Below are 26,415 nucleotides of genomic sequence, written 5' to 3'. Positions count from 1 at the left end.
ACCGCACCACATCCCAGGAGGCCCTCATGCCGCAGCTCGAACTCGACGGCGCCCGCCTGACGTACGACGACGAGGGCCCCCGCGACGCCGCGGAGACCCCCCTGGTGTTCGTCCACGGCTGGACCGCGAACCGGCACCGCTGGGACCACCAGATGGCGCACTTCGCCGCCAGACGCCGGGTGATCCGGCTGGACCTGCGCGGGCACGGGGAGAGCACCGGGGCCGGGGTCCGCACGATCGCGGAGCTGGCGCAGGACGTCCTCGCCCTCCTCGACCACCTCGGAGTCGAGCGGTTCGTGCTGGTCGGGCACTCCATGGGCGGGATGATCTCCCAGACCATCGCCCTCGCCCACCCCGAGCGGGTGGAACGCATGGTGCTGGTCAACTCGATCAGCCGCATGACCTACAGCCGCGGCCGGGGCCTGCTCATGGCGGCCTCCACGCTGGCGCCGTTCAAGCTCTTCGTCGCGGCCAACATCCAGCGGGCCTTCGCCCCGGGCTATCCGCGCGAGGAGGTCCGCGCGCACATCCGCTCGTCCGCGGACACCCCGCGCGAGGTCGTCATGACGCTGTACGGCGCCATGCGGGACTTCGACGTCCTCGACCGTGTCGGCGAGATCCGCACGCCCACCCTGATGGTGCACGGCTACCACGACATCCAGCTGCCGGTGCAGCAGATGCTGCGCATGGCCAAGGCCTATCCGGACGCGGTCGTTCGCATCATCGACGCGGGCCACGAGCTGCCGGTGGAGAAGCCGGCCGAGCTGACCGCGGCCGTGGACCGGTTCGTGACCGAAAAGCTGTGAGCCGTTGCGCGCAGGGAGCCTGGCCGGCTTTCCGCCCCTGACCGGTTTCCGAGTTGACCGCCCCCGGCGCCTGACCGACGCTCGTCACATACGTCGTATAGGTGCTGGATACAGCTGGTTGCTTGGCGGAGGTTGTGCATGTGCGGCATCACCGGATGGGTCTCCTTCGACCGCGACCTGACCGCCGAGGCCGCCGCCCTGGAGGCGATGACCGAGACGATGGCCTGCCGGGGCCCGGACGACCGCGGGACCTGGGCCGAAGGCCCCGCCGCCCTGGGCCACCGCAGGCTCGCGGTCATCGACCTCGTCGGCGGACGCCAGCCGATGACCGCGCGCACAAGCGAGGGGACCGTCGCACTCGTCTACTCCGGGGAGGCGTACAACTTCACCGAACTCCGTCGCGAACTCGCCGACCTGGGCCATGAGTTCGCGACCGAATCCGACACCGAGGTGGTCCTGCGCGGCTACCTCGCCTGGGGAGACGCGGTCGCCGAGCGGCTGAACGGCATGTTCGCCTTCGCCGTGTGGGACGGCCGCCACGACCGGCTCGTGCTGATCCGCGACCGCATGGGCATCAAGCCGCTCTACTTCCGACCGACCCCCGACGGCGTCCTGTTCGGCTCCGAACCCAAGGCGATCCTCGCCAGTCCGCTGGTCCGCCCCCGCGTGGCCCTGGACGGCCTGCGTGAACTGTTCGCCCTGGTCAAGACGCCGGGACACGCGGTGTGGGACGGCATGCGCGAGGTCGAACCCGGCACCGTCGTCACCGTCGACCGCACGGGCCTGCGCGCCCGCGAGTACTGGCGGCTGGAGACCCGGCCGCACACCGACGACCGCGGCACCACGATCGCCACCGTGCGCGCGCTCCTGGAGGACATCGTGCGCCGCCAGCTGGTCGCCGACGTGCCGCGCTGCACCCTGCTCTCCGGAGGCCTCGACTCCTCCGCGATGACCGCGCTCGCCGCGGGCATGCTCGCCGAACAGGGCGAGAGCGTACGCAGCTTCGCCGTCGACTTCGTCGGCCAGAGCGACAACTTCGTCGCCGACGAACTGCGCGCCACCCCCGACACCCCGTTCGTGCACGACGTGGCCCGGCTGGCCGGCACCGAGCACCAGGACATCGTCCTCGACTCCCGCTCCCTCGCCGACCCCGCCGTACGCGCGCGGGTGATCCGCGCCCGGGACCTGCCGGTCGGCTTCGGCGACCTGGACACCTCCCTGTTGCTGCTCTTCCACGCCGTCCGCGACCAGTCCACGGTGGCCCTCTCCGGCGAGTCCGCCGACGAAGTGTTCGGCGGCTACCTGCAGTTCTTCGACGAGGAGGCGCGGCGCGCCGACACCTTCCCCTGGCTGGTGAGCGCCGGCCGGCGCTTCGGCGAGTCCACCGACGTGCTCCGCGCCGACCTCACCAAGTCGCTCGACCTGGAGTCGTACGTCGCCGACGGCTACCACGCCGCCGTCGCCGGCATCCAACGCCTGGACGGCGAGAGCGACTTCGAGTACCGCATGCGGCAGATCTGCCACCTCCACCTGACCCGCTTCGTCCGCCTCCTGCTCGACCGCAAGGACCGCATGAGCATGGCCGTCGGACTGGAGGTCCGGGTGCCGTTCTGCGACCACCGGCTGGTGGAGTACGTCTACAACGCGCCGTGGGCCCTGAAGTCCTTCGACGGCCGGGAGAAGAGCCTGCTGCGCGAGGCGGTTGCGGACCTCCTGCCGCGCTCGGTGTACGAGCGGGCCAAGAGCCCTTACCCGACCACCCAGGACCCCCGCTACGCCCGTGCCCTCCAGGACCAGGCCAAGGACCTCCTCGCCCGGCCCGACCACCGGGTCTTCGAGCTGCTGGACCGCGACAAGGTCCGCCGGTCGGCCGAGCGCGACACCCCGTTCGCGACCCCGGCCGACCGGCGCGGCCTGGAAGTCAGCCTCGACCTCGCTCAGTGGCTGGACCTGTACTCCCCGGAGCTGGACCTCGGCTGAGGCCGGGGCCCCGGCCGGCGGTCACCGTACAGCCGTCCGTCAGCTTTCGGGCGTGTTCGGGATCGCGTTCCAGTCGTTCCCGCCCGCCGGACAGGAGCTGCCGTTCGCGGGCAGGGAGCCGTACAGCAGGAAGTCGTTGACCTTGCGGTGCACGCACTTGGAGGACGAGTACCCGGTGTGTCCCTCGCCCTTGTTGTCGAGCACCACCGCCGACGGGCCGAGCCGCCTGGCCGTCTCCACGGTCCAGCGGTACGGCGTCGCCGGGTCGCCGCGCGTGCCGACCAGCAGTATCCGGGCCGAGTGGACGTTCTTCACCCGGTCCCGGATGAAATCCGTGCCCTTGGGGCGGCCGTAGCACATCAGCAGCTGGGTGAGCCGGTAGCGGCCGAAGACCGGTGAGGCCTCCTCGTAGGCCGCCAGCAGGCTCTTCAGGTCCCGGGTGATCTGTGCGGCGGTGGGCCGGTCGGGGTCGTCCGCGCAGTTGATCGCCATCAGTGAGGCGAAGAGATTGTCCGCCGGGACGTTCTGGGCGTCGACCAGCCCGCCGTCCGACCGGTGCCGGCCGTCCTCGCCGCGCCGCAGGTCCATGCCGCCCGTGGAGAAGGCCAGGATGCCCCGCGTGTCGCCGTCCTGGACCAGCAAGGCCAGCGCGCGCTCCAGCGACGGCCACAGATCTCTGCTGTACAGGGCCTGCCCCATGGCCCCCACCAGGTCCTGGCCGGAGAACGTGCCCCCGGCGTCCGACGGCACGGGGTTCTGGTCCAGCGAGTGGACGAGCCCGACGACCTGGTCCCCGGCCGCCCGCCGGTCCTGCCCGAACGGACATGCGATGTCCGTCGTACACCAGTCCAGAAAATCGTCCAGCGCGGTCTGCTGGCCCTCGGCACCCGCGATGCCCTGCTCGGACAGGGGTTCGGTCAGGGTGTCCACGCCGTCGAGGGCCACCCGGCCCACCCGGTGCGGGAACTGCGCCGTGTACACCGCGCCGAGCCGCGTGCCGTACGAGAACCCCAGGTAGTTGAGCTTCTTGTCACCCAGCGCCTGACGGATGACGTCCAGATCGCGGGAGGTGTTCACGGTGCCTATGTACGGCAGCACCGGTCCGGAGTGTTTGGTGCACTGCTCGGCGGTCTGCCGCAACTGCTTGAGCAGCGTCTGCGGACGGTTGAGGTCGGGGCTCTCGTTCGTGGCGGTGGTCAGCTCGTCGGAGCTCTCGCCGCAGCTCACGGGGGAGGACCGGCCGACTCCGCGCGGGTCGAAGGTGACCACGTCGTAGCCGTTCGTCAGGTCCATGAACTGCTTTCCGCCGATGGCGAGCGAACTGACACCGGGACCGCCCGGACCGCCGAAGTTCAGCAGCACCGAGCCCCTCGACGGGCCGGTGGCGCGGTAGCGGGCCAGCGCCACGTCGAGCGTGCCCTTGCCGGGTCGGGCGTAGTCGAGCGGCACGGTGACCTTGGAGCACTGGAGGTCCTTGGGCATGTCCGGGCCCTGGCAGCGCGCCCAGGTGAGCTTCTGCCGGTAGAAGCGGGACAGATCGGGCTGGGGCCGTTCGGCCGCCGCCGCGGGCAGCCCGGCCCCGAGCAGCGCCAGGGCGACGACACCCGCACCGGCGCAGCGCCGTACGGCGGGCCGTATGGACAGCGTGACCAGCATCGATCCCACCTCCCGGGCGCTCGCTGCGGACCGGGACGGCGCCCTCGGATCACCATAAGTGGGCCCCGGACGGCCCGCCTCCCGGCGAGCGGAAGAGCGCCCGGAGCCGTATCCTTCGCCCGCTCTGCTCCCATCAATGATTATTAGTCGGTTTTACATGAGGTTCGATACCACTGTCACTCAACGGGGTGAAAGAGCGATAAGCCATAACTCGGATGGTTCGTAGGCGTTTTAAGGGTTGCGGGTGAGTACCCGCTGCAATGTCTGGAAGGCAGGAAACCAATGAGACGGGCTACCCGTAACCGCGTGATCGCCGTCGCCGCCGCTTCCGGCGCGCTCGCCGTGGCGATGCCGGTGTCCGCCGCTCTCGCTGCCGGCGGCGCCTCCGCCGACGGCTCCGCGGCCGGCTCACCCGGGGTGATCTCCGGCAACACCGTTCAGGTCCCGGTGCATGTGCCGGTGAACCTGTGCGGCAACACCGTGAACGTGGTGGGACTGCTGAATCCCGCGGCGGGCAACACCTGCACGAACAGCGGCGGATCCGCCACGTCCGGCGGCGCGACGGCCCAGGGTGTGGCGAAGGACTCGCCCGGCGTGGTCTCGGGCAACGACATCCAGGTCCCCGTCCACCTGCCGGTGAACGTCAGCGGGAACACCGCGAACGTCGTCGGCGTGGGCAACCCGGTCATGGGCAACACGTCCGTCAACGACTCCGGCGACCAGCCCAAGCCTCCGGCGACCCCGAAGCCTCCGGCCACTCCGAAGCCTCCGGCGACCCCGAAGCCTCCGGCGACCCCGCAGCCTCCGGCGACCCCGCAGCCTCCGGCCACTCCGAAGCCTCCGGCGACCCCGCAGCCTCCGGCCACTCCGAAGCCTCCGGCGACCCCGCAGCCTCCGGCCACTCCGCAGCCGGCAGCCCCTTCGGTGCCGTCGGCCCCCGTCAAGTCCCACCCCGCCCAGCAGCCCTCGAACGCCGTCCCGGCGTCCGTGGGCAGCCTGGCCTACACGGGAGCGGACCTGACGCTCCCCGCACTCGCGGGCAGCACCGCGCTCGTCCTCAGCGGCGGCTTCCTCTACCGCCGCTTCCGCCCGGCCCGCACCCGCTGACCCACGCTCCCTAGCCCACTCCAAGGCCCCACCGGACGCCGGCCCGGTGGGGCCTTGGACTTGCCGCACGACCGAGCCGTGGCCGAACCCCTCATGGTGTGGCCCGCGTTGATCCGGAAGGATGAAGTACCCGTTGCAACACCGTTGAAGCCGATGAAACCGATGAAACCGATGAAAGGGAGCGTATCGATGACCTCTCCGGCCCCCCAGGACCTCGTCCTCACGCAGGCCACCCTCGAGGACTGGCCGGTGATCAGCGCGTGGGCGGCGGCGGAGGGGTGGAATCCCGGGGTGTGTGACGGTCCCGCCTTCTTCGCGCAGGATCCCGACGGGTTCTTCCTCGGCCGGATCGACGGGGAGCCGGTATCGGCCATCTCCGTCGTCAACTACGGCACTGACTACGCCTTCCTCGGCTGCTACCTCGTCCGCCCCGACCTGCGCGGCCACGGCCATGGCCTCACCACCTGGAAGACCGCCCTGGCCCACGCCGGCGACCGCACCATCGGCCTGGACGGCGTCGTCGCCCAGCAGGACAACTACCGCCAGTCCGGCTTCGAACTCGCCTACCGAACCGTCCGGTTCACCGGCATCGCGACCGAGAGCGAAACACCGCAGGGGGTTCGACCGGCCGGGTCCGACGACTTCGCCGCCCTCTCCGCCTACGATGGCGCCTGCTACCCGGCCGATCGCCCGCGCTTCCTCGCCGAGTGGCTCGCCACCCCCGGCCACCGCACCCTCGTCCGCCACGACGGCACCCGCCTCACCGGTTACGGGGTGATCCGCCCCGGCCGCGACACCCTGCGTATCGGCCCGCTGTTCGCCGACACCGCCGACGACGCGCGAGCGCTGTTCGCCGCCCTCACCGCCGACGTCGCCGGACGCGAGGTCGCCATCGACGTGCCCGAGCCCAACACGGCCGGCACTGCCCTCGCCGAACAGGCAGGATTCACCGCCTCGTTCGAGACCGCCCGCATGTACACCGGACCGGTCCGTGCCCATGCGCAGGAGCGGGTCTTCGGCGTCACCACCCTGGAACTCGGCTGACGCCCCAGCCGGACGGACGCTTATCCCGTTGCCCGGCCCGGCCGCCCATGCTGGAGTGACTGCATGGATCACGCCACGGTGCTCGCCCTCTATGACCGGGACATGCGCGAGCGCGCCCGGCCCGACGGGCCCGGAGCCCGGATCGAGCGGGCCGGTGCCGTGGTGCGCCAGGTCGCCGACACCCACGGCTGGAACGGTGTCCTCTGGTCAGGCCTGGACGCGCAGGGAGCGGACCTGGCCGTCGAGGAGCAGATCGCGTACTTCACCGGTCTGGGCCGGGACTTCGAGTGGAAGCTGTACGGCCACGACCGGCCGGCGGACCTCGGAGCGCGGCTTGCCGCCGCCGGGTTCCGGGCCGAGCCCGAGGAGACGCTGCTCATCGGCGAGACCGCCGAACTCGCCGTTGACGCCCGACCTCCCACCGGCATCCGCTTCCTGAGGGTCACCGATCCGGCCGGTGCCGATCTCGTCGTGGACGTGCACGAGAAGGCCTTCGGTACCGACGGCACCCGGCTGCGCCACCGGCTGCGCGCCCAACTGGCCGCCGATCCCGGCACGGTCGTCGCCGTGGTCGCGCTCGCCGGAGACGAGCCCGTGAGCGCGGCCCGCATGGAACTGGTGCCCGGCACCCCGTTCGCCGGGCTGTGGGGCGGCGGCACCATCGAGGCCTGGCGCGGCCGGGGCGTCTACCGCGCCCTGGTGGCCCACCGCGCCCGCGTCGCCGCCGCCCACGGCTACCGGTACCTCCAGGTCGACGCCTCACCCATGAGCCGCCCGATCCTGGAGCGCCTCGGCTTCCACGCGCTGAGCACCACGACGCCCTGTCTGTACGGGATTTGACTCCCATCGGCTGTTTCGGCGAACGCCTTCGTCCCCTGAACTCTCTGTTCACCGGACCGTAATGCCATGTACCTTTCAACCAGTTGACGCGTGTAGAACCCTCAAGCAGGTTCTACGCGCGCAGACTTGGCGCCCGCACCGCCTCTCCCCACCCCTCATGGAGGTTCGTCCGGATGCTTGGATCCAGAAGGTCCAGCCGCAGATTCACCACCGCCCTGGCCGGATTCGGTCTGCTCCTCAGCGGAGCCGCCCTGCAGTTCGGCGCCGGTGCCGCCCCCGCCCACGCGGCGACCACGCACCGCATCCTGTTCGACAACGCCCACGCCGAGACGGCCGGCAACGCCGACTGGATCATCTCCACCAGCCAGCCCGACCCGCTCGGGCAGAACGCCTCCCCGTCGGCCGAGACGGACTGGACCGGCGCCCTCTCCTCCTGGGGAGTGGACCTCCAGAAGACCGGCAGCTACAGCCTGAAGACCCTCCCCACGGGCTCCAGCCTCAGCTACGGCGGCACCTCCTCGACCGACCTGTCGAACTTCGACACGCTGGTCCTGCCCGAGCCGAACACGCTGTTCACGGCCGCCGAGAAGACGGCGATCATGAACTTCGTGAAGAACGGCGGCGGCCTGTTCATGATCTCCGACCACACCCAGGCCGACCGCAACAACGACGGCTACGACGCGGTCCAGATCCTCAACGACCTGATGACCAACAACAGCGTCGACTCCACCGACCCGTTCGGCTTCTCCATCGACTCCCTGAACATCACGTCCGACCACCCGCCGGCCATCAGCGACAGCACCAACCCGGTGTTGCACGGCTCCTTCGGCAACGTCACCAAGAGCCTGATCGCCAACGGCACCACGGCCACGCTCAAGCCCGCCGACAACTCCTCCGTCAAGGGCCTGCTCTACCGCACCGGTTACTCCGGCAACACCGGCGCCTTCTTCCTGACCAGCACCTTCGGCTCCGGCCGCGTTGCCTTCTGGGGTGACAGCTCACCCATCGACGACGGCACCGGACAGTCCGGCAACACTCTGTACGACGGCTGGAACGACTCCACCGCCACCGACGCGCCCCTCGCCCTCAACGCCACCGCCTGGCTGGCCGGTGACGGCACCAGCAGCGGCGGCGGAGGCGGCGGCACCGGCACCTGCACCGCCGCCCAGCTCCTCGGCAACAACGGGTTCGAGTCCGGGAACACCACCTGGAGCGCGTCCAGCGGTGTGATCACCAACACGACGGGCGAGTCGCCGCGTTCGGGCTCGTACTACGCCTGGCTCGACGGCTACGGCAGCGCCACCACCGACACCGTCTCCCAGTCGGTGACCGTCCCGTCCGGCTGTACGAGCGCCAACCTGAGCTTCTACCTGCACGTCGACACGGCGGAGACCACGACCACGACGGCCTACGACACCCTCAAGGTGCAGGTCCTCAACAGCTCCGGGACCGTGCTGAGCACCCTGGCGACGTACTCGAACCTCAACGCCGCCTCCGGCTACACCCAGCGCAGCTTCAACCTCAGCAGCTACGCCGGACAGACCGTCACCCTCAAGTTCACCGGCACCGAGGGCAACCAGCTCCAGACGTCGTTCGTCCTCGACGACACGGCGCTCAACGTCAGCTGACGCCCCTGGGCCCGGCCGCGAGGCCGGGCCCACCCGGTTCACGCCGCCGGTAGCGTCCGCTCCGGCGTGTTCCAGCCGGAGATCCGCACCCGCGGCGCGGAGCCGCGCAGGTCGGCCGTCCGGTAGGTGGCGGTCAGCGTCACCGACTCACCCGGCCACAGGGTGACCTCGTTGTCCGACCACCGCACCGGCAGCACCGGCCGGCCCTTCGCGTCGACCAGATGGACGTCCGTGAGGAGCGAGGGCGTCTTCCCGCTCCCGGAGTTGCGCACGGTCACCGTCGTGGTCGAGGTGTCGCCGGACGACTCGGTCGACGCCGTGGCCGACACCGGTACGCGCGCCATCGAGCCGAGCCCCTTGAGGTCGGCGTAGCTCGTCGTCGGCGTGTAGTACCAGTCGGTGTGCGCCCAGTCGAGGGTGTCGGGCCTGGTGGAGAGCCAGTACACGTTCCGGCTCACCTCCTTGCCGTCGGCGTCGGTCAGGGTCAGCCGGAGCAGATGCGTGGCCGACAGACCGCCCACCGACGAGGGCAGGGTCAGGGCGGTGGCGTGCGCGCCGTCGCCGCTCACCGTCACACCGGTGACGGTCTTGTCGTACTTCTGGGTGCCGTCGGGGTTGAACAGCGTGGCCCGTGCCGTGAGTCCAGCGGCGCCTGCGTGCCGGTTGTCGACGACCACGACCGAGCGGTCGTCGTACGAGTACTGGATGTGCAGCGGCTCGTTCGCCTTCCTGGCGCCGAAGTAGGCCCCGCCCTGGTCGAGATGGCGATCCGTCAACTGCCAGTGCAGGGAGGTCCAGCCGCTGCTGAACATCCAGTAGATCACCCCGGTGGCGGGCTTGCTCGCATCCGTCGCGTTGCGCTCGTACGCCTCGTACTGGGCCCGGACGTTCTCGTACTGGGCGAGCTGGGCCTTGCGCACATAGTCGGCGAGGCTCTGCGGGGCGCCGTACCGTCCGGTGAGGGCCGCGTCGTAGATCTTGAGGGTGCCGAACACTGCGGACGGCGAGCGGTGGTACTGCCGGGCGTTCGGGCTCTGCCAGAGGGTGTCGAGTTCGGCCGAGGTCATCATGTCGTGCAGGGTGTCGAGGGTGGGGATGTCGGGGCCCGCGCTGGTCTCGGAGTTGAAGCCGGTCGCCCCGCCCTCGCGTTTGGCGTACCAGTAGCCGGGCGGCACCCAGTCGTAGGGGCCCGTCATCTTCATGCCCGAACTCCCCAGCCGCGGCGAGGAACTGTCGGAGGCGGAGGCGACCACCGGGGCGGTCCAGTCCGCGGCCTTCAGGGCGTCCAGGTAGCTCTTCTCGATCGTCGCGTCGGGCGCGAAGTCGCTGCCGATCAGGAAGGAGGCCACGCTCGGGTGGTCGCGCAGCCTGGCCGCCTCGGCGGCCATGGACGCCTTGGCGACCGTGTGGTCGGCGGAGGTCCACTTCTCCCCGGTCCCGCTGGGGTTGACGTCGCCCTCCCACTTGTCGCAGCACTCCCAGCCCGGCATTGTGAGCACGCCGTAGCGGTCGGCGAGGTCGAAGAACTCGTCCGGCTCCAGATGGCCCTCCAGACGGATGGTGTTCAGGCCCAGGTCGACGGCGTACTTCAGCCGGTCCTCGGCGTAGCCGCGGTCCCAGCGCAGGAACTCGTCCGGGGACCAGCCGCCGCCCTTGATCAGCAGCTTGCGGCCGTTGATGCGGTACTGGCGGGCGCCGTCGGCGTTCAGGGGTGCCTGGATGTCCCGGATGCCGAAGGTCTCGTGCGCGGTGTCCGACGCCGTACCGTCGACGGAGGCGGTCAGGTCGAGGTCGTACAGCGGCTGCCCGCCCATGCCCGCGGGCCACCAGACCTTCGGGTCGGTGAGGTGCAGGCCGGGCGTGTCGGCGGGGGAGAAGGTGACCGTCTTGGTCTCGTGCGCGGCGAGCGGCACGGTCCGGGTGAAGCTCGCGTTGCCGATGCTGCCGGTGATCGCGGCCGTGACCGCCGTGCCGGAGTCGTTGCGGGCCTGGGCCCTGACGGTCAGGTCGGCGGTGGCCAGGGACGGCACGGCCAGCTTGGTGACCACGTGCGCGTCGCGCAGCGCGACCGGTCCGGCGCGGCGGATCAGGACGTCCCGGACGATGCCCATGTTCTGGTCGGGTGGGGGCTGGAGCCAGTCGAGCCACCCCATGGTCAGGTACTTCTTCGGGTCGTTGGGCCGGATCCGGAAGGCGACGGTGTTCGTGCCCGCCCGTACCAGCGAGGTGACGTCCAGCTCGTGGTGGGTGTAGGCGCCGGTGACGTCCGCCACCTCGGCCAGCCGGTGGCCGTTGACGTACACGTCGGCCGCCGAGAGGACGCCGCTGAAGTCGAGGTAGGTGCGCCCGCCGGTGTCCGGCACGGTGAAGTCGGAGCGGTACCACCAGGGGACCTGGAAGCGGGACGCCGGGATCTTCTGCTGGTTGGTGGAGTAGAACGGGTCGGCGTACTCGCCGTCCGCGAGCAGCGCGGCCAGGACCGTGGAGCGCGGGCCCGCCGGGTACCAGCCCCTGGCCGGATAGCCCGGGGAGGAGACGGCCGTCGCGGGGTCCGAGACCTTCGCCGTGGACTGGATCGCGTAGCCGGAGAGCGGGGTGGAAGCTCCGGCGGCGGATGGCACGCGGGTGACGGGGGCGGGCCCGAGCCGCGGCACGGCAGGGCGGGGACCCGCCCAGGCGCCGGTGGCGAGCGAGCAGAGCAGGCCCAGGGCCACGCAGGCCGCGGCCGAACGGCGCCGGGGAGTGGGGCGAGGGAACACGCGGGTCTCCAGCCTTTGTGAGCCTTGTAAGCCCTGTAAGCCTTCGTAAAGTTAGGAAACTTTACTAATCTGGCTCAAGCTAGGGCGTGCGCCGGACACTGTCAATCATCGAGCCCGGCGCGGCACATGCCCGGCGGACCCGCCGGTCGCCCCGTCGCCGGTCCCTCGGACGTCGGTTCCTCGGATGTCGGTTCCTCAGCCGCCGGCCGACCGGCGCTCGAACACCAGCTCCCGGGCCGTGCCCAGCGCCGTCGCGACCGCGCCCAGGAGCACAGCGTCCTCGCCGAGCCGGCTCGGCGCGAGCCTCGGCCGCAGCGGGGTGAGCGTGCGCAGGTGCTCCTGGACCGGCCCGAGCAGCAGGTCGACGCTGTGGCCGACCCCGCCGCCGAGCACCACCAGGTCCGGGTCGAGCACGGCGGCGGTCGCCGCGACCGTGTGCGCGATCCGCTCGCCCTCCAGCTCCACCGCCCGTACCGCCGCCTGGTTGCCCTGCCGGGCCGCGTCGAACACCGCCTTCGCGGTGAGCTGCCCGCTCATCCCGAAGTGCCGGGCGGCCTCCACCACGGCCACCCCCGACACCGCGTCCTCCAGCCGTCGCGGCTTCTGCCGTCCCGGCCAGGGCAGGAATCCGATCTCCCCTGCGAGCCCGTGCGCCCCCGTGAACAGCCGCCCCTCGCTGACGACCCCCATGCCTAGACCGGTACCGATCAGGATGTACGCGAAGAGCCTGCTGCCCGCGCCGACGCCGTACGTGTACTCGCCGAGCGCCGCCAGATTCGCGTCGTTGTGCACCTCCAGGGGCACGCCCAGCTCCTCGTGCATCCGGTCCACGAGCCCCGCCCGGCCCCAGCCCGGCAGATGCATCGCGTACCGCACCCGCCGCTGCTTCTCGTCGTACACCCCGGGCGTGCCCACCACCCCGTGCACCACCTCGGCCGGGTCGACGCCCGAGTTGGCGATCACCTGGCGGGCGGTGCCGACGACCAGGTCGGCCAGGGCGGCGGAGGCGCGGGCCCGGTTGCGTACGTCCGCCCGCGCGACCACCGTGCCGTCCAGGTCGACCACCGCCACCCGCAGCCAGCTCCGGCCGATGTCCACGCCGAGCGCGTACCCGGCGGCGGGATCGGGGGCGTACAGCACGGCGGTGCGCCCGCGTTCGGGCGCGTGCGTGCCGACCTCGTGGACCAGCCCCGCGGCCTCCAGCGAGGCCAGCGCGCTGGAGACGGTCGGCTTCGACAGGCCCGTGTCCCGGGCCAGCTGGGCCCGCGAAGCGGCACCGAGGGCACGCAGCCGGTCCAGGAGCAGCCGCTCGTTGGTGCTGCGCAGGCGTTGCCGGCTCCAGGGCTGTTCCGGCTGGTCCACGGCGTTGCTGGCGGGCATCGCACCATTCTCACGCATTGCTGACGCATACTTGACGCCTCTAGTAAGGCTCCTTAACTTTATCGGCCAGTCAGTCCGGTCCGTCAGTCCGGCCGGGCGAGCCGCCGCGCAGCACAGCACGCGGCCCGTGCGCCCGTCGTGTCAGGAGTTCCCATGTCCGGAAGCCCGCCACCCACGGGTGGTTTCGTCCGCCGTGTCGGCCTGTTCCAGGCCACGGCCATCAACATGAGCCAGATGTGCGGCATCGGCCCGTTCGTGACGATCCCGCTGATGGTCACCGCGTTCGGCGGCCCGCAGGCGGTCATCGGGTTCGTCGCGGGCGCGGTCCTGGCGCTCTGCGACGGGCTGGTCTGGGCCGAGCTGGGCGCCGCCCTGCCCGGCTCGGGCGGCAGTTACGTCTACCTCCGCCAGGCCTTCCAGTACCGCACCGGCCGGCTGATGCCGTTCCTGTTCGTGTGGACGGCGATGCTCTTCATCCCGCTGATCATGTCCACGGGCGTGGTCGGCTTCGTCCAGTACCTGGGCTATCTGGCCCCCGATCTCGGCCGGACGTCCGGCGACCTGATCGGCCTGGGTGTCATCGCCCTGGTCGTGCTCCTGCTCTGGCGCGGCATCGAGAACATCGCCCGCATCACCGCCGTCATGTGGGCCGTGATGATGGCCTCGGTGCTCCTGGTGATCGTCGCCGCCGCCGGCGACTTCAGCGCCAACCTGGCCTTCACCTACCCGGCGCGCGCCTTCGACCTGACGAGCAACCACTTCTGGCTCGGCTTCGCCGCGGGCCTCACGATCGGCATCTACGACTATCTCGGCTACAACACCACGGCGTACATGGGCGCCGAGATCAAGGACCCGGGCCGTACCCTGCCGCGCTCCATCCTCTACTCGATCCTCGGCATCATGGCGATCTACCTGCTGCTCCAGATCGGCACCCTCGGCGTCGTCGACTGGCGCCGGATGACCGACCCGCACGACGTCGCCGCCACCTCGGTCGCGTCGGCGGTGCTGGAGAAGGCCTGGGGCAAGGGCGCGGCCGACACGGTGACCGTGCTGATCCTCGTCACGGCGTTCGCCTCGGTCTTCACCGGCCTGCTGGGCGGCTCCCGGGTGCCGTACGACGCCGCGCGCGACCGGGTCTTCTTCCGGCCCTACGAGAAGCTGCACCCCGAGCACCGCTTCCCGATGCTCGGCCTCGCGACCATGGGCGTGATCACCGCGGTGGGCTTCCTGATCGGCCGTCACACCGACCTCGCGACCCTGATCCAGTTGCTGACCACGGTGATGGTCATCGTTCAGGCGCTCGCCCAGATCGTGGCGTTGACGGTCCTGCGCAAGCGCCGGCCGACGCTGAACCGCCCCTACCGGATGTGGCTCTACCCTCTGCCGAGCATCGTCGCCCTCGTCGGCTGGTGCGTGATCTACGGCTACGCCGACCGGAACTCCCCGGGCCGCCACCCCATCGAATGGTCCCTGGCCTGGCTGGCCCTCGGCTGCGTGGCCTTCCTGATCTGGGCGCGGCTGGAGAAGGTCTGGCCGTTCGGGGAGAGGGAGATCAGCGAGGAGTTCGTGAGCGTGGGGGCGCCGGACGCGCAGACCGCCGGAGCTTGAACCCCAACGGTCGTGCGGCGCAACTGAGTTCGACCGAGCGGCGAAGGCCGGTCCACCCGGGTGGACCGGCCTCCTGTTCTTGCCTGTCTCTACTGATGGGTCTTCCTTTCCTCGTGTCCTGACTTCGTGGCTCTTATGGCTGGGGAGCGCTCTTCGCCGCCGTACCGGCGCACATCAGCCCTAGTGCGAAGGCCAGCGCGCCGATGATGACGTTGTTGATGATCACGCCCTTGTCCGGGCTCGTGCCCACGATCCACGGCGCGATGATCATCCAGACACCCAAGGCGCACATGGCCCAGCTCAGGCCGTACATCCGCTCGGGGGCCCGGGTGAATCCGAGTGCCAGCAGGCCTATCGCTATGCCCAGGATCAGGTTGTGGGTCACGAGCGCCGGCTGGCTCGTCGTGTAGTGCAGGATCCACGGTGATGCCGCGCAGTACAGGCCGAGCAGGAACACCGGCCCGTCCACGAGCGCAACATCACGACCGCCGAGCATGCGGGCGTAGCGTGCCCGCATTTCGGAGATATCGGGGTGGGTCGTGATGTCACCCCTGTGCGAGACGTCGGCCATGACTCGTCTCCCTTGACTTGCAGGTCCGACCGCGTCTGGTGCGGTATGCGGTTAAGCGCCGCATATAACACATTGTGCCCTTATTTCCTCTTTATGTGTAGAGCTCAGCGGGCTGCCGCGACAGGAGGCCGGTCGAGTTCTCCCGGGCGGCGGTCGCCGGTCCTGAGCGCCCGCTCTGTTCAGCTGAGTACGGTGCGTAGGATGATCAACTCGCTGTGGCAAACTGCCTGTTCATGACGCGAAAGCCGAACGACATAGGCCCGTCCGTCACTTTCGGGTTGCTGGCCGCGTGGGCCCTGCACGACTCCGAGGAAGTGGCGATGGTGCCGCGCTGGGTACGGACGCACACCCCGGAGCTGCGCAGGAGTTTTCCCCGGGTGCCCGAAACGGTGTGGCGGCGGCTGGAGTCGGTGGACGCGCGTGAGTTCAGTACCGCCGTCGTCGCGATGGCGGTCGTGGTCGCGGCCTGCGCGGCCGAGGGGCACCGCACCGGGGGACGCTCGGCCGTCTACCAGACGGCGCTCAACGCCTTCGGGCTGCACGGCCTGGTCCACCTGGCGCAGGCCGCCGTCGTCCGTGGCTACACACCGGGTTCCGCGACCACCCCCCTCGTGGTGCTGCCGTTCACCGCCTGGGCACGCGGCCGGCTGCGCCGGGCCGGAGTGCTGAGCCCGGCGCGCCCGGCCGACGCGGTCCAGGGCCTCGCGTTCGCCGCCGCGGCGGCCGTCGGTACGCACGCGCTGGCGCAGCGCGTACTGCGGCGCCGGTGACGGCCGGAGTCTCCGCGGAGGTTCCCCGACGGAGTTTTCTTCCAGATTCCTTGGGGGCGGTGTCGATCTCGGCTTGTACTCCCTGCTCGGCTCGGTCCAGACCACCTGTGCGCAGCCGCCCGCGCCGGAGGAGCTCGCCGAGCTCATGCCCGCCGAGGGCAAGGAGTACCTGGGCGGCATCTTGCTGATACAGGCCGCCGGCCTGGACGGGGCGCTGGAGGGCCGCAAGGCCGCCCTGGCCGCCGTCCTCGCCCGCTTCCTCGGTGACATCGATGTCACCGAGCCGGCAGGGGGCCATCGACCTTCTGCGCCGCGAGTCCTCCCGGGACGCCCGGCACGCCGAAGCCGCACGGCTGTACGCGTCCGATGCTCCGCCCACCGCAAGGCGGCCTGGCCAAGCCGCCCGGCTGACCTCCGCGGCTCAGGGCGGATGTGCGAAACTCCGCCGATGACTGCTGAAACGATCATCACCGCGGACGCCTCCGGCACCTTCACCCTCGGCGAACTGCCCGTCCACCGCCTCGGCTTCGGCGCGATGCGGCTCACGGGCAGCGCCGCCTTCCACCTCGGTACGCCCAGCGACCGCGCCCGCTCGCTCGCCGTCCTGCGCAGGGCCGTGGAACTCGGCGTGAACCACATCGACACCGCAGCGTTCTACTTCTCCGCCCTGCGCTCCGCCAACGAGCTCATCAACACCGCGCTCGCCCCGTACGCCGACGACCTGCTGATCGCCACCAAGGTCGGCCCCTTCCGCGAGTACTCCGGCGAGTGGGGCACCTCCGCCCGCCCCGACCAGCTGCGCGGCCACGTCGAGGAGAACCTGCGCCAGCTCGGCCGCGACCACCTGGACCTCGTCTACCTCCGCCGCATGCGCCAGGACTCCATCGCCGAGCACTTCGGCGCGCTCGCCGAACTGCGCGACGCCGGAATGATCCGCCACCTCGGGATCTCCGCCGTCGAACCCCGGCACCTCACCGAGGCGCTGGAGATCGCGCCCGTGGTCGCCGTGCAGAACCGGTACGGACTGGCCGCCCCCGACCCTGACGGCGACGAACTCCTGCGGATGTGCGGCGAGCGGGGCATCGCCTTCGTGCCCTTCTACGCCGTCGCGGGCGAGGGCGCTGAGCGCGGTGCTGTCGCCGCCCGGCAGGAGGACGAGGTGCACGCGATCGCCCGCGCGCACGGCGTGAGCGCCGCGCAGGTGCGCATCGCGTGGACCCTGCACCAGGGTCCGCACGTGCTCGCCATCCCCGGCACCGGCAACCCGGACCACCTCGCCGACAACGTAGCCGCAGGCGCCCTGAAGCTCACGGCGGAGGAGCTGGGCCGGCTGGACGAGCTGCGCCGGGCGGCCTGACGGCGTGCGCCGGTGGCGGTAGTCCGTTCATCATCGGTTCGCATAATGGGCTCGCCGCGCACCCTGTGGACGGCACCCGGCTGACTACAATCCAGTAGACGGTCATCCGATGCCGTGGACCAGGACGGAGTGAGGAACGTTCCCATGACCGAGGCCAAGGACGAACGCCGGCCGGCCGGTGAACTCGAAGCGAGCGTCATGGCCGCGCTCTGGGCCGCCGGCGCGCCCCAGACGCCCGGCCAGGTCCAGCGGAGCCTCGGCGCAGGCCTCGCCCGCACCACGGTCACGACGATCCTCGCCCGGCTGCACGACAAGGGCGTGGTCAAGCGGGAGCGGCAGGGCCGCGGCTACGCCTATTACCCCGCCAGGGAGGCCCGGGACGCCCAGGGCCTCACCGCGCGCCGGATGCACAGCGAACTCGACCGCGACAACGACCGTGAGACGGTCCTGGCCCGCTTCGTCGCCCAGCTGAGCCCCGACGACGAACGCATCCTGCGCGACCTGCTCGAACCCGACGGCCGATGACCGCACTGCTCCTGCTGCCCCTGCTGCTGCCGTTCGCTCTCCCGGCGCTGGCCCGGCGTGCCCTCGACCGGCTGGCCCCGGTCGCCGCGCTGTGGGCCGTCACCGCCTGTGCGCTCGTCCTCGCGGGCTGCTCGCTGGCCGCGCTCGGCGCGTTCGTGCTCACCGGGCTGCTCCGGCTGCCCCTCTTCGCCGCGCTCGGCGAGCTGGTCCACCCGCTGCACACGGCCTCCGCCCTCTTCGTGGTCCCGGCCGCGGCCGTCTCCGTCGGCGCCCTTGCCGTGTGCGGCTGGACCCTCGTCCGCTCTGTGCTGCACCAGACCCGTGCCTTCCGCGCCGCCCGCACGGAGGCCGGGCGCGGGCCCGCCGCCGGTGACCTGTGCGTGGTGGACTCGCCCCGCCCGGACGCGTACGCCCTGCCCGGCCGCCCGCACCGGATCGTCGTCACCACCGCGATGCTGCGCAGCCTCGACGGCCCCGAGCGGGAGGCACTGTTCGCCCACGAGCGGGCCCACAACGAAGGCGGCCACCACTACTTCCTCGCCGCCGCCGAACTCGCCGCCCACTGCCACCCCGCCCTGCGCCCGGTCCGCGACACCGTCAGGCTCGCCGCGGAGCGGGCGGCCGACGAGGCCGCCGCTGCCCTTGTCGGCGACCGGCGCCTGGCGGCCCGCGCCATCGCCCGCGCGGCCCTCGCCGGGCAGTCCTCCCGCTCCGCCCGCCCCGACTTCGCCGCCGCCGCGACCACCGGCCCCGTCCCGCAGCGCGTCCAGGCGCTGCTGGCCGCGCCGCGCCGTCCCCATCGGGCCGGCCGCCTGATCGCCGCCCTGCTGCTCGCCTGCACGGCCGTCTCCTGCGTGGCCTCCGTCACCGGCATGGCCGACTTCCACCACCGGGTCGAGGTCGCCCAGGGCGACGCGAGGCCCTGACCAGGGCGCACCCGCCGCCACGTCCACAGCCCGCTCCCACCCCACGCGGACGCGCGTAGACCAGGGACTGGCGCCTGCGTAGTTTTACGTATAACCTCACCCGCTAACCACCTCCACCGGAAGGTCCCGATGCGACGCGTTGCCCTGGTCGCCCTCGTGGTCGACGACTACGACGAGGCGATCCGCTTCTACACCGAGGCCCTCGGATTCCGGCTGGCCGAGGACGCGCCCCGGCCGGACGGCTCCCGCTGGGTCGTCGTGGAACCCGGTCCGGACAGCACCGGCACAGGCCTGCTGCTCGCCCGCGCCAAGGGCGACGAACAGCGGGCCCGGATCGGCGACCAGACCGGCGGACGCGTGGGGTTCTTCCTGCACACCGACGACTTCGCCCGCGACCACGCCCGCATGACGGCCGCCGGCGTGACCTTCCTGGAGGAGCCGCGGCACGAGCCGTACGGCACCGTCGCCGTCTTCCAGGACCTGTACGGCAACCGCTGGGACCTGCTCCAGCCGGCCACCGCCTGAACCACCGCCCACCCCGCACCACCTGCCGAGGAAGCACGCCCATGACCGCGCCCCGCATCGACATCGAGACCCTCCGCCGGCTCCCCAAGGCCGTCCTGCACGACCACCTCGACGGCGGCCTGCGCCCCGCCACCGTCGTCGAGCTCGCGGCTGCGGTCGGCCACACCCTGCCCACCACCGACCCGGACGAGCTGGCCGCCTGGTACTTCGAGGCCGCCAACTCCGGCGACCTGGTCCGCTACATCGCCACCTTCGAGCACACCCTCGCCGTCATGCAGAACCGCGAGGGCCTGCTGCGCGTCGCCGAGGAGTACGTCCTCGACCTCGCCGCCGACGGCGTCGTCTACGCCGAGGTGCGCTACGCCCCCGAGCTGAACACCCAGGGCGGGCTGACCCTGAACGAGGTCGTGGAGGCCGTCCAGGAGGGTCTCGCCGCGGGCATGGCGAAGGCCGCCGCCGCGGGCACCCCGGTCCGGGTCGGCACCCTGCTGTGCGGCATGCGGATGTTCGACCGGGTCCGCGAGGCCGCCGACCTTGCCGTCGCCTACCGCGACGCCGGTGTCGTCGGCTTCGACATCGCCGGTGCCGAGGACGGCTTCCCGCCCGCCGACCACCTGGACGCCTTCGAGCACCTGCGCCGCGAGAGCGTGCCCTTCACCATCCACGCCGGTGAGGCGCACGGCCTGCCCAGCATCCACCAGGCCGTGCAGGTGTGCGGCGCCCAGCGCCTCGGCCACGGCGTGCGCATCACGGAGGACATCCCCGACCTCGCGGCCGGCAAGCTCGGCCGCCTCGCGTCCTGGGTCCGCGACCGCCGGATCGCGCTGGAGATGTGCCCCACCTCCAACCTCCAGACGGGCTGCGCCACCTCGATAGCCGAGCACCCGATCACGGCCCTGAAGAACCTGGGCTTCCGGGTCACCCTCAACACGGACAACCGTCTGGTGTCCGGTACGACGATGACCCGCGAGATGTCCCTGCTGGTCGAGGAGGCCGGCTGGACCGTCGAGGACCTGCGCACGGTCACGGTGAACGCCCTCAAGAGCGCGTTCATCCCGTTCGACGAGCGACGCGCCCTCATCGAGGACGTGGTCCTGCCGGGTTACGCCGCCGCGCTCTGAACCAGCCCCTTGAGGTAGGCGGCCTGTCCGACGTGCTGAAGGTCGTCGGACAGGACGCTCACCAGGCGCACCCCCAGGGTGACCGGAGGGTCCCAGCGCACGTCCACGATCCGCTCCAGATCCTTGGCGGCGAGGGTGCGCAGGGCGCCGAGCGTCTGCTCGTGCACGGCGTCGTAGTACTCGGCGAGCGGGCCCGCCGACTCCACCCGCACCTTCGCGACTTTGGCGGGATCGTGACCGTAACCGGTGTCGTCGCGCGGCAGGTCGAGGCCGAAGCGCTTCTGCCAGCCCTGGGAGAGCCATACCTGGTCGAGGTCGAAGGCGTCGGCGATGTGGTCGTCCTGCACCCTGGTCAGATGCCAGACGAGCCAGGCGATGGAGTTGGAGCCGGGGGCCGGGCGGGCGTGCAGCTCGGTCGGTCCGAGGCCGTCGAGGGCGGCGTGGACTTCTTCCTGGATGCGGCCGTAGCCGTCGATGAGGATGTCCTTCGCAAGCATGGGTCCACCATCGCGCATCACCGTGGCTCGCGCGTGCGGAATGCGCCGCCTGCCCGTTCGCGGACAGTGATATACCCCGGCATTCTGCCGGAACTGTCTCGCAGAACGCCGGGGTTTCGAGAGGCTTTCTGCTAACGGCGGCCTATGGAAACGTAATCGTTCCGGGGCCTGTCGCAGAACTCTCGCATCTGTTCATTTGTCAGAGATCAGGCTGCCCTGAACCAGGCCTCCAGCGCTTCGTACAAGCCATCGTCCGTGGTGCCTTGCCAGGCGACATAGCAGTCGGGCCTGAGAAGCAGTGCGGTGTCGAGTTCTGGGACGGTCACGGTGTTGACGTGCGACGCCCAAACGCCCGCATCGAGTTTGCCGGTGGGGTCCAGAAGGAGCGGGCGGCCGGTGCAGGTCAATTCGCGCAGGCCCGGCAGGTCCGGCGCCCATCGGCCGACGAGCGGTCCGGTCGCCGGCCCCATGTCGTAGGTGATGTCCGCGCCGGACAGCAGATTCGCAATGTGCTGCCGTGTCGCAGGCTGAGCGAGCAGCTCGCCGAACAGTTCACGGAAGGCCGTCACATCATTGCCCGGGCCGATCAGCAGTGACTGCGACTGGGTGCTCATGGCGACCCGCCGCGCCACCGGGGAGCGCTCCGACTCGTAGGTGTCCAGCAGACCCTTCGGCGCGTGGCCGCGCAGTTCCGCGGCCAGCTTCCAACCGAGGTTCACCGCATCCTGCAGGCCCAGATTGAGCCCCGGGCTGCCGATCGTCGAGTGCACGTGCGCGGCGTCACCGAGCAGGAACACGCGGCCCGCGCGGTATTGCGACGCGACCCGGGTGTTGCTGCCGAGCAGCCGTCTCATCACGTGTGGTCCCGGTCCGGTCGGCGGGTGGAGCGGCAGGTCCGCGCCGAGGATCCGGGAGGCGCTGGCCTGAAGCTCCTCAAGTGAAGCCTCACCCTCGGCCGGCCGATCCCACTCCTGTGTGCCGATCATCGGATCGCCCTGGAACGGTGCCCAGGCGATCATGCCGTGTTCAGTGCGCACGTGTCGAAACGGCGGTAGGACACCGAAACCGGGTACGACCAAGCCGCCATCAGCACCGATCATCTCCGAGGGCACGCTCACGTGTGCAGTGCGCGTCACCGAGTTGTCCGTGGTCACGCCGCGGAACTCGATGCCGGTGAGCTTGCGGACCGTACTGTGCCCGCCGTCGGCGCCGACCAAGAACGCCGCCTCCACCGACTCCCCCCCGCGCAGCTCGACCGTCACCGAGTCCTCGCCCTGCGTCAGGCCGGTGACCTCGTGGCCGCGGCGGACCTCGACGCCCAGTTCGGCCGCGCGCTCAGCGAGCATCTGCTCGACCTTTTGCTGGGGCACCGTCAAGGTGTAGAGCGGGTTGTCCGCCAGGTCGTTCAGGTCGAGCGGGAACGCGCCGAACACGAAACTGGGCGCCGGCTCGGGTGTGGCACCGGGTGTGGTCAGCCGCTCGTACATTCCGCGCCGGTCGAGCATGCGGACGACCTGGCCGACCAAACCCTGTGCGCGCTGCTCGCTGGACGGTTCGGTGAGGCGTTCTAAGACGAGGGGGCTCGCGCCGCCCAGGGCGAGTTCGCAGGCGAGCATCAGGCCGTTGGGTCCGGCGCCCGCGATGATGACGTCGATCATGGGGAGATTCCTTTTCCGGACAGAGGACATCGGCCCGGCGGCCCGCCGGGCTTTCCGTCCGCAGTGGATTGCTTTGGATTGCTCGGGGGGGCAGACCCTCCGCGATTCGGGCGGAGGTATCTGTAAGTAGGTGTACAGGTGCTCGGTGGAGTCGCAGACGAGGATGAGAAGAGACCGCGTGGCGAAGCACGTCTCACCGGTCTCGCCGGCCTCGCGCGAATGGGGAACTCCACGGATACGAAGCTGACACTGTCAGCCACACAAAAGCCCAGCTCAGAACGGCCAATGCAGAAAGGCCCAGATAGCCGCCTGCTCATCAGTCAGGAATTCCACCGGCACTCGGCGGACGGTAGCCGTCACCCGAGAGGGATTATCAATCTTCCCGGGAAACTCGGCGCAGCCCCTGCCACTGTGCCGGGCGACCATGATCAATCTCAGTGCCAACCACGGCCGTGTGTCGCGAGGAGGGTGACCAGGGCGCGGGCCGCCGGGCTGGTGGCCCGCTCCGGCGGCAGCAGGGCGACGGTCTCGTACGCGGCCTCGTCCGTGTCCGTCAGCGGGAGCGCCGTGAGCGTGGGCCGCTTGTGCCGGAAGTGCCGGGGGACGACCGCGATGCCGAGGTTCTCCTCGACCAGGTCCAGCAGCCCGTGCACGTCGTTGACCTCCAGCGCCACCGTCCGCCGGACCCCGGCCGCGGCGAAGGCGGCGTCCGTGGTGCGGCGCGGGCCCCAGTCCGGCTGGAAGTCGACGAAGACCTCCCCGGCCAGGTCTTCCGGCGTGAGCACGGCGCCGGCCGCGGCGAGGCGGTGGCCGCCGTGGCACAGCACGGTCATCGGCTCGCTGGTCAGGGACACCGAGCGCAGCTGGTCGGAGTCCGCCTGCGTGCGGTACGCGAACGCCAGGTCGAGCCGGCCCGCCGCGACCTCCTCGGCCAGCGCGCCCGAACCGGCCTGCCGCAGCCGGATCTCCACGTCCGGATGCCGGCCCCGGAACGCTGCCAGCAGCCGCGCCACATGCACCCCGGCGATGCACTGCTCGGTCCCCAGCGCCAGCGTGCCGCGCAGCACGCCCTGCACCGCGGCGACCGCCTCGTGCGCCGAGCGCACCTGAGCCAGGATCCGCTCGGCCTCCACCAGCAGCGCGCGCCCCGCCTCGGTCAGCGTCACCCGGCGGGTGGTGCGCACGAACAGGGGTGCCCGCAGCTCCCGTTCCAGCGCCCGGATGGAGGCGGACAGACCCGACTGGGACACCATCAGGCGTTCGGCGGCCCGGGTGAAGTGCTGGTCCTCGGCGACCGCGACGAAGTGCTGAAGATGGCGCAGTTCCATGATTGAGAAGCCTATCCGCTGAATTCCATCGGATTCTCCTGTTGGACCGCTGCCCGGCTCCCGGGGAAGAGTGGACCGGTAGACCGTGTGCCAACCCCTCTGGAGTCGCGTTGTACACCGCACACCCCGACCGCTACGCCGACATGCCCTACCGGCGTACCGGGCGCAGCGGCCTGAAGCTTCCCGCGCTGTCGCTCGGCCTGTGGCACAACTTCGGCCCCGACCGGCCCGTCGAGACCCAGCGCGCCATCCTGCGCCGCGCCTTCGACCTCGGCGTCACCCACTTCGACCTGGCCAACAACTACGGCCCGCCGCCCGGCGCCGCGGAGTCCGCGCTCGGCGACGCGCTGAAGGCGGACTTCGCGCCGTACCGCGACGAGCTGGTCATCTCCACCAAGGCGGGGTATCTCATGTGGCCCGGCCCGTACGGCGAATGGGGCTCCCGCAAGTACCTGCGCTCCTCGCTGGACCAGAGCCTGAAGCGGATGGGCCTGGACTACGTCGACGTCTTCTACTCGCACCGCTTCGACCCGAAGACTCCGCTGGAGGAGACGATGGGCGCCCTGCACTCCGCGGTGCAGCAGGGCAAGGCGCTCTACGTCGGCGTCTCCAACTACTCGGCGGAGCAGACCCGGGAGGCCGCCCGCATCCTGGGCGAGCTGGGCACCCCGCTGCTCATCCATCAGCCGCGCTACTCGATGCTCGACCGGCGCCCCGAGGACGAGGGCCTGCTCGACGCGCTGGACGAACTCCAGGTCGGCTCGATCGCCTACTCCCCGCTGGAGCAGGGCCTGCTCACCGGCCGCTACCTCGACGGCATCCCCGAGGACTCCCGGGCCGCGAGCGACAGCCCCTTCCTGAACTCGGACGCCGTCACCGAGGACCTGGTCGGCCGGTTGCGCGCCCTGGACGAGCTCGCCAAGTCCCGCGGTCAGACCCTGGCCCAGCTCGCCCTGGCCTGGGTGCTGCGCGGCGGCCGGGTCACCTCCGCCCTGGTCGGCGCGAGCAGCGCGCGGCAGATCGAGGACAGTGTCGGAGCCGTCCGCAACCTCGACTTCGACGCGGAGGAGCTGGCGCGCATCGACGCGCTCGTGCGGCCGTAGGACGGCAGGTGGAGGAGGAGGGCGTGGCGCCCTCCTCCCTCTGGGCGCTCGCGTCTCAAACGCTGACCGGCACCCGGTCCAGGAACCCCAGCACCTGCCGGATCCGGCCCTCCTCGTCCAGTGTGACCACGTCGAACCCGGCGACCGGCGCCGAACCTCCCCCAGAGGGGGTACCCCCAGCCTCGTTCACCAGCTCCCAGGCGAAGCGCGCGGTGTCGTGGTGTCCGTCCACGATGCCGAGCGGCACGAACACGAATCCCGGGAACTGCTCGTGGACCGCCGCGATCACGGCCGCGATCTGCTCGTGCCCGCGGACCTCGGCGAGGGGGTCGGTGTAGCCGCCGTCGGCGGTCCAGGCGGCGGCGACGGCCTTTGCAATGGCTTCCGGATGGGTGGCATTCCAGGCCTCGAAGTAACGGGCGGCGGCGCTCTCGTAACGGTCGGTGTTCACGGACATGGTGAATCAGCCTCCATCGAGGAAGTATCTGCTGGTCAGGAGTCGGATCTGAGGGTTCGCCGATCCGGTGTGACCACCATGCCCGAGCCCCGAGGGGCCGGTCGATTACCTCTCGCGTAATCACAAGCGTCCCTGTCGCGCCCGTACAGCCGGTGCATTCTCGGTCAGAACGGGCGATGAATATGCCAGGAGTGTGGCCGGAAAGTCATGGTGACAGTGTTTCGGGAGTGTCGATACTCGAACGCCAGGGGCACTTCACCGGACAGGAGCCGCACAGGAACCGGGCCTGGTCGGCGCACAGCGAGGCGACGGGGGAGTGATCGTGCACGACGAATTCCTGTGCCATGTCACCGCGTACGGCATGGCCGGCGGACGGCGCATCGGCGTACCGCTCGGCACGTACCGGGCACCGACCCTGGCGCTGGCCCTGTGGTGGCTGCGTGACCGGGCGTCCTGGATCGCCGAACGGCTCGATCCGACTCCCGAGGGTGCAGTCTTCCCGGCGGGCGCGCTGGTCCCGGTCGCCGACACGGTCGCCGACGTTCCCGCGCTGCTGCGGGCCTGGTGCGCCGACGACGTCCGGCAGGAACTGGTCGCCGACGAGTTATCGGGCGGGCGACTGGTGCGGATCGCCGCGAGCGACGACACCACCGAGTACGAACTGCTCGCCGAGTCCGTCGACGCGCTGCGCATGCAGCGCACGCTCCCGCCGCTCGTCGTCCCCGTGGCCTGACTGCGTCACCGGCCCCGCCCACACGGGCGCACATGT

Annotated in this window: 23 protein-coding genes; 15 read left to right on the top strand and 8 right to left on the bottom strand. The window is 70.9% G+C overall.

Going from position 1 to position 26,415, the window contains the following annotated elements; all coding sequences use genetic code 11:
- Positions 1-26 precede the first annotated feature (26 nt).
- Together ACWD3E_RS34710 and asnB are read left to right on the top strand one after the other, a co-directional pair.
- Positions 27-806 (top strand): alpha/beta fold hydrolase, encoded by a 780-nt coding sequence (locus ACWD3E_RS34710; protein ID WP_451391501.1) that lies wholly within the window; start codon positions 27-29, stop codon positions 804-806.
- A 138-nt stretch (positions 807-944) separates the two neighbouring features.
- Entirely contained in the window at positions 945-2,786 is a 1,842-nt protein-coding gene (gene asnB / locus ACWD3E_RS34705) for an asparagine synthase (glutamine-hydrolyzing) (protein ID WP_451391500.1), read from the top strand.
- 39 nt (positions 2,787-2,825) lie between these two features.
- On the opposite strand, the gene ACWD3E_RS34700 is transcribed toward asnB, so the two are convergent.
- Positions 2,826-4,442, bottom strand: coding sequence for an alpha/beta hydrolase (locus ACWD3E_RS34700; RefSeq protein WP_451391499.1), 1,617 nt, complete (start codon positions 4,440-4,442; stop codon positions 2,826-2,828).
- Between the two features lie 306 nt (positions 4,443-4,748).
- Here ACWD3E_RS34700 and ACWD3E_RS34695 point away from each other — a divergent pair, with 306 nt between their 5' ends.
- The 4 genes from ACWD3E_RS34695 (at position 4,749) to ACWD3E_RS34680 (ending at position 9,061) form a co-directional block, all read left to right on the top strand.
- Positions 4,749-5,549: a chaplin gene (locus ACWD3E_RS34695; protein WP_451391498.1), complete on the top strand. Its 801-nt coding sequence runs from the start codon at positions 4,749-4,751 to the stop codon at positions 5,547-5,549.
- A gap of 189 nt (positions 5,550-5,738) precedes the next feature.
- Positions 5,739-6,593 carry a GNAT family N-acetyltransferase gene (locus ACWD3E_RS34690; protein WP_451391497.1) on the top strand — a complete coding sequence of 285 codons (855 nt, stop codon included), beginning with the start codon at positions 5,739-5,741 and terminating at the stop codon, positions 6,591-6,593.
- 63 nt (positions 6,594-6,656) lie between these two features.
- Positions 6,657-7,433: a GNAT family N-acetyltransferase gene (locus ACWD3E_RS34685; RefSeq protein WP_451391496.1), complete on the top strand. Its 777-nt coding sequence runs from the start codon at positions 6,657-6,659 to the stop codon at positions 7,431-7,433.
- Positions 7,434-7,606: 173 nt separating this feature from the next.
- Entirely contained in the window at positions 7,607-9,061 is a 1,455-nt protein-coding gene (locus ACWD3E_RS34680) for a hydrolase (RefSeq protein WP_451391495.1), read from the top strand.
- 38 nt (positions 9,062-9,099) lie between these two features.
- Here the strand turns inward: ACWD3E_RS34680 and ACWD3E_RS34675 are convergent, their stop codons facing one another.
- Together ACWD3E_RS34675 and ACWD3E_RS34670 are read right to left on the bottom strand one after the other, a co-directional pair.
- Positions 9,100-11,820, bottom strand: a complete 2,721-nt coding sequence (locus ACWD3E_RS34675) for a glycoside hydrolase family 2 protein (RefSeq protein WP_451391494.1) — start codon at positions 11,818-11,820, stop codon at positions 9,100-9,102.
- A 195-nt stretch (positions 11,821-12,015) separates the two neighbouring features.
- On the bottom strand, positions 12,016-13,200 hold the full coding sequence (locus ACWD3E_RS34670; protein WP_451391493.1) for an ROK family protein: 1,185 nt from the start codon (positions 13,198-13,200) through the stop codon (positions 12,016-12,018).
- Between the two features lie 153 nt (positions 13,201-13,353).
- On the opposite strand from ACWD3E_RS34670, the gene ACWD3E_RS34665 reads away from it, so the two are divergent.
- Positions 13,354-14,808, top strand: a complete 1,455-nt coding sequence (locus ACWD3E_RS34665) for an APC family permease (protein ID WP_451391492.1) — start codon at positions 13,354-13,356, stop codon at positions 14,806-14,808.
- Positions 14,809-14,941: 133 nt separating this feature from the next.
- On the opposite strand, the gene ACWD3E_RS34660 is transcribed toward ACWD3E_RS34665, so the two are convergent.
- Complete coding sequence (locus ACWD3E_RS34660; protein WP_451391491.1) at positions 14,942-15,379, bottom strand: SPW repeat protein; 438 nt, start codon at positions 15,377-15,379, stop codon at positions 14,942-14,944.
- A 233-nt stretch (positions 15,380-15,612) separates the two neighbouring features.
- Here ACWD3E_RS34660 and ACWD3E_RS34655 point away from each other — a divergent pair, with 233 nt between their 5' ends.
- The 6 genes from ACWD3E_RS34655 to ACWD3E_RS34630 all read left to right on the top strand — a co-directional run bounded on the left by ACWD3E_RS34655 (position 15,613) and on the right by ACWD3E_RS34630 (position 20,603).
- The gene (locus ACWD3E_RS34655) at positions 15,613-16,149 is read left to right on the top strand and encodes an HXXEE domain-containing protein (protein ID WP_451391490.1); all 537 of its coding nucleotides are present in this window, start codon (positions 15,613-15,615) and stop codon (positions 16,147-16,149) included.
- Positions 16,150-16,579: 430 nt separating this feature from the next.
- The gene (locus tag ACWD3E_RS34650) at positions 16,580-17,506 is read left to right on the top strand and encodes an aldo/keto reductase (protein WP_451391552.1); all 927 of its coding nucleotides are present in this window, start codon (positions 16,580-16,582) and stop codon (positions 17,504-17,506) included.
- Between the two features lie 144 nt (positions 17,507-17,650).
- Positions 17,651-18,031: a BlaI/MecI/CopY family transcriptional regulator gene (locus tag ACWD3E_RS34645; RefSeq protein WP_451391489.1), complete on the top strand. Its 381-nt coding sequence runs from the start codon at positions 17,651-17,653 to the stop codon at positions 18,029-18,031.
- Entirely contained in the window at positions 18,028-18,957 is a 930-nt protein-coding gene (locus ACWD3E_RS34640) for a M48 family metalloprotease (protein ID WP_451391488.1), read from the top strand. The genes ACWD3E_RS34645 and ACWD3E_RS34640 overlap by 4 nt, the downstream gene beginning before the upstream one ends.
- Before the next feature lie 129 nt (positions 18,958-19,086).
- Entirely contained in the window at positions 19,087-19,482 is a 396-nt protein-coding gene (locus ACWD3E_RS34635; RefSeq protein WP_451352735.1) for a VOC family protein, read from the top strand.
- A 41-nt stretch (positions 19,483-19,523) separates the two neighbouring features.
- Positions 19,524-20,603 (top strand): adenosine deaminase, encoded by a 1,080-nt coding sequence (locus ACWD3E_RS34630; RefSeq protein WP_451391487.1) that lies wholly within the window; start codon positions 19,524-19,526, stop codon positions 20,601-20,603.
- Here the strand turns inward: ACWD3E_RS34630 and ACWD3E_RS34625 are convergent.
- The 3 genes from ACWD3E_RS34625 to ACWD3E_RS34615 form a co-directional block, all read right to left on the bottom strand.
- A complete protein-coding gene (locus ACWD3E_RS34625; protein ID WP_451391486.1) occupies positions 20,585-21,100 on the bottom strand; it encodes a mycothiol transferase in 516 nt (171 codons plus the stop codon). The two genes, ACWD3E_RS34630 and ACWD3E_RS34625, sit on opposite strands and share 19 nt — an antisense overlap.
- Positions 21,101-21,306: 206 nt before the next feature.
- Entirely contained in the window at positions 21,307-22,758 is a 1,452-nt protein-coding gene (locus tag ACWD3E_RS34620) for an FAD-dependent monooxygenase (RefSeq protein WP_451391485.1), read from the bottom strand.
- 434 nt (positions 22,759-23,192) lie between these two features.
- Positions 23,193-24,086, bottom strand: coding sequence for a LysR substrate-binding domain-containing protein (locus ACWD3E_RS34615; protein WP_451391484.1), 894 nt, complete (start codon positions 24,084-24,086; stop codon positions 23,193-23,195).
- Positions 24,087-24,196: 110 nt separating this feature from the next.
- Here ACWD3E_RS34615 and mgrA point away from each other — a divergent pair, with 110 nt between their 5' ends.
- On the top strand, positions 24,197-25,189 hold the full coding sequence (gene mgrA / locus ACWD3E_RS34610; RefSeq protein ID WP_451391483.1) for an L-glyceraldehyde 3-phosphate reductase: 993 nt from the start codon (positions 24,197-24,199) through the stop codon (positions 25,187-25,189).
- 55 nt (positions 25,190-25,244) lie between these two features.
- Here mgrA and ACWD3E_RS34605 read toward each other — a convergent pair whose 3' ends face one another.
- Positions 25,245-25,646, bottom strand: a complete 402-nt coding sequence (locus ACWD3E_RS34605; protein ID WP_451391482.1) for a nuclear transport factor 2 family protein — start codon at positions 25,644-25,646, stop codon at positions 25,245-25,247.
- Positions 25,647-25,968: 322 nt separating this feature from the next.
- Here ACWD3E_RS34605 and ACWD3E_RS34600 point away from each other — a divergent pair, with 322 nt between their 5' ends.
- Positions 25,969-26,379 (top strand): hypothetical protein, encoded by a 411-nt coding sequence (locus ACWD3E_RS34600; RefSeq protein ID WP_451391481.1) that lies wholly within the window; start codon positions 25,969-25,971, stop codon positions 26,377-26,379.
- The last annotated feature ends 36 nt before the right edge of the window (positions 26,380-26,415 follow it).

The organism is Streptomyces sp. NPDC002676, from assembly GCF_053592455.1.
Note: the sequence above shows the minus strand (reverse complement) of the source record. Positions and strands in the feature narration are given on the sequence as shown.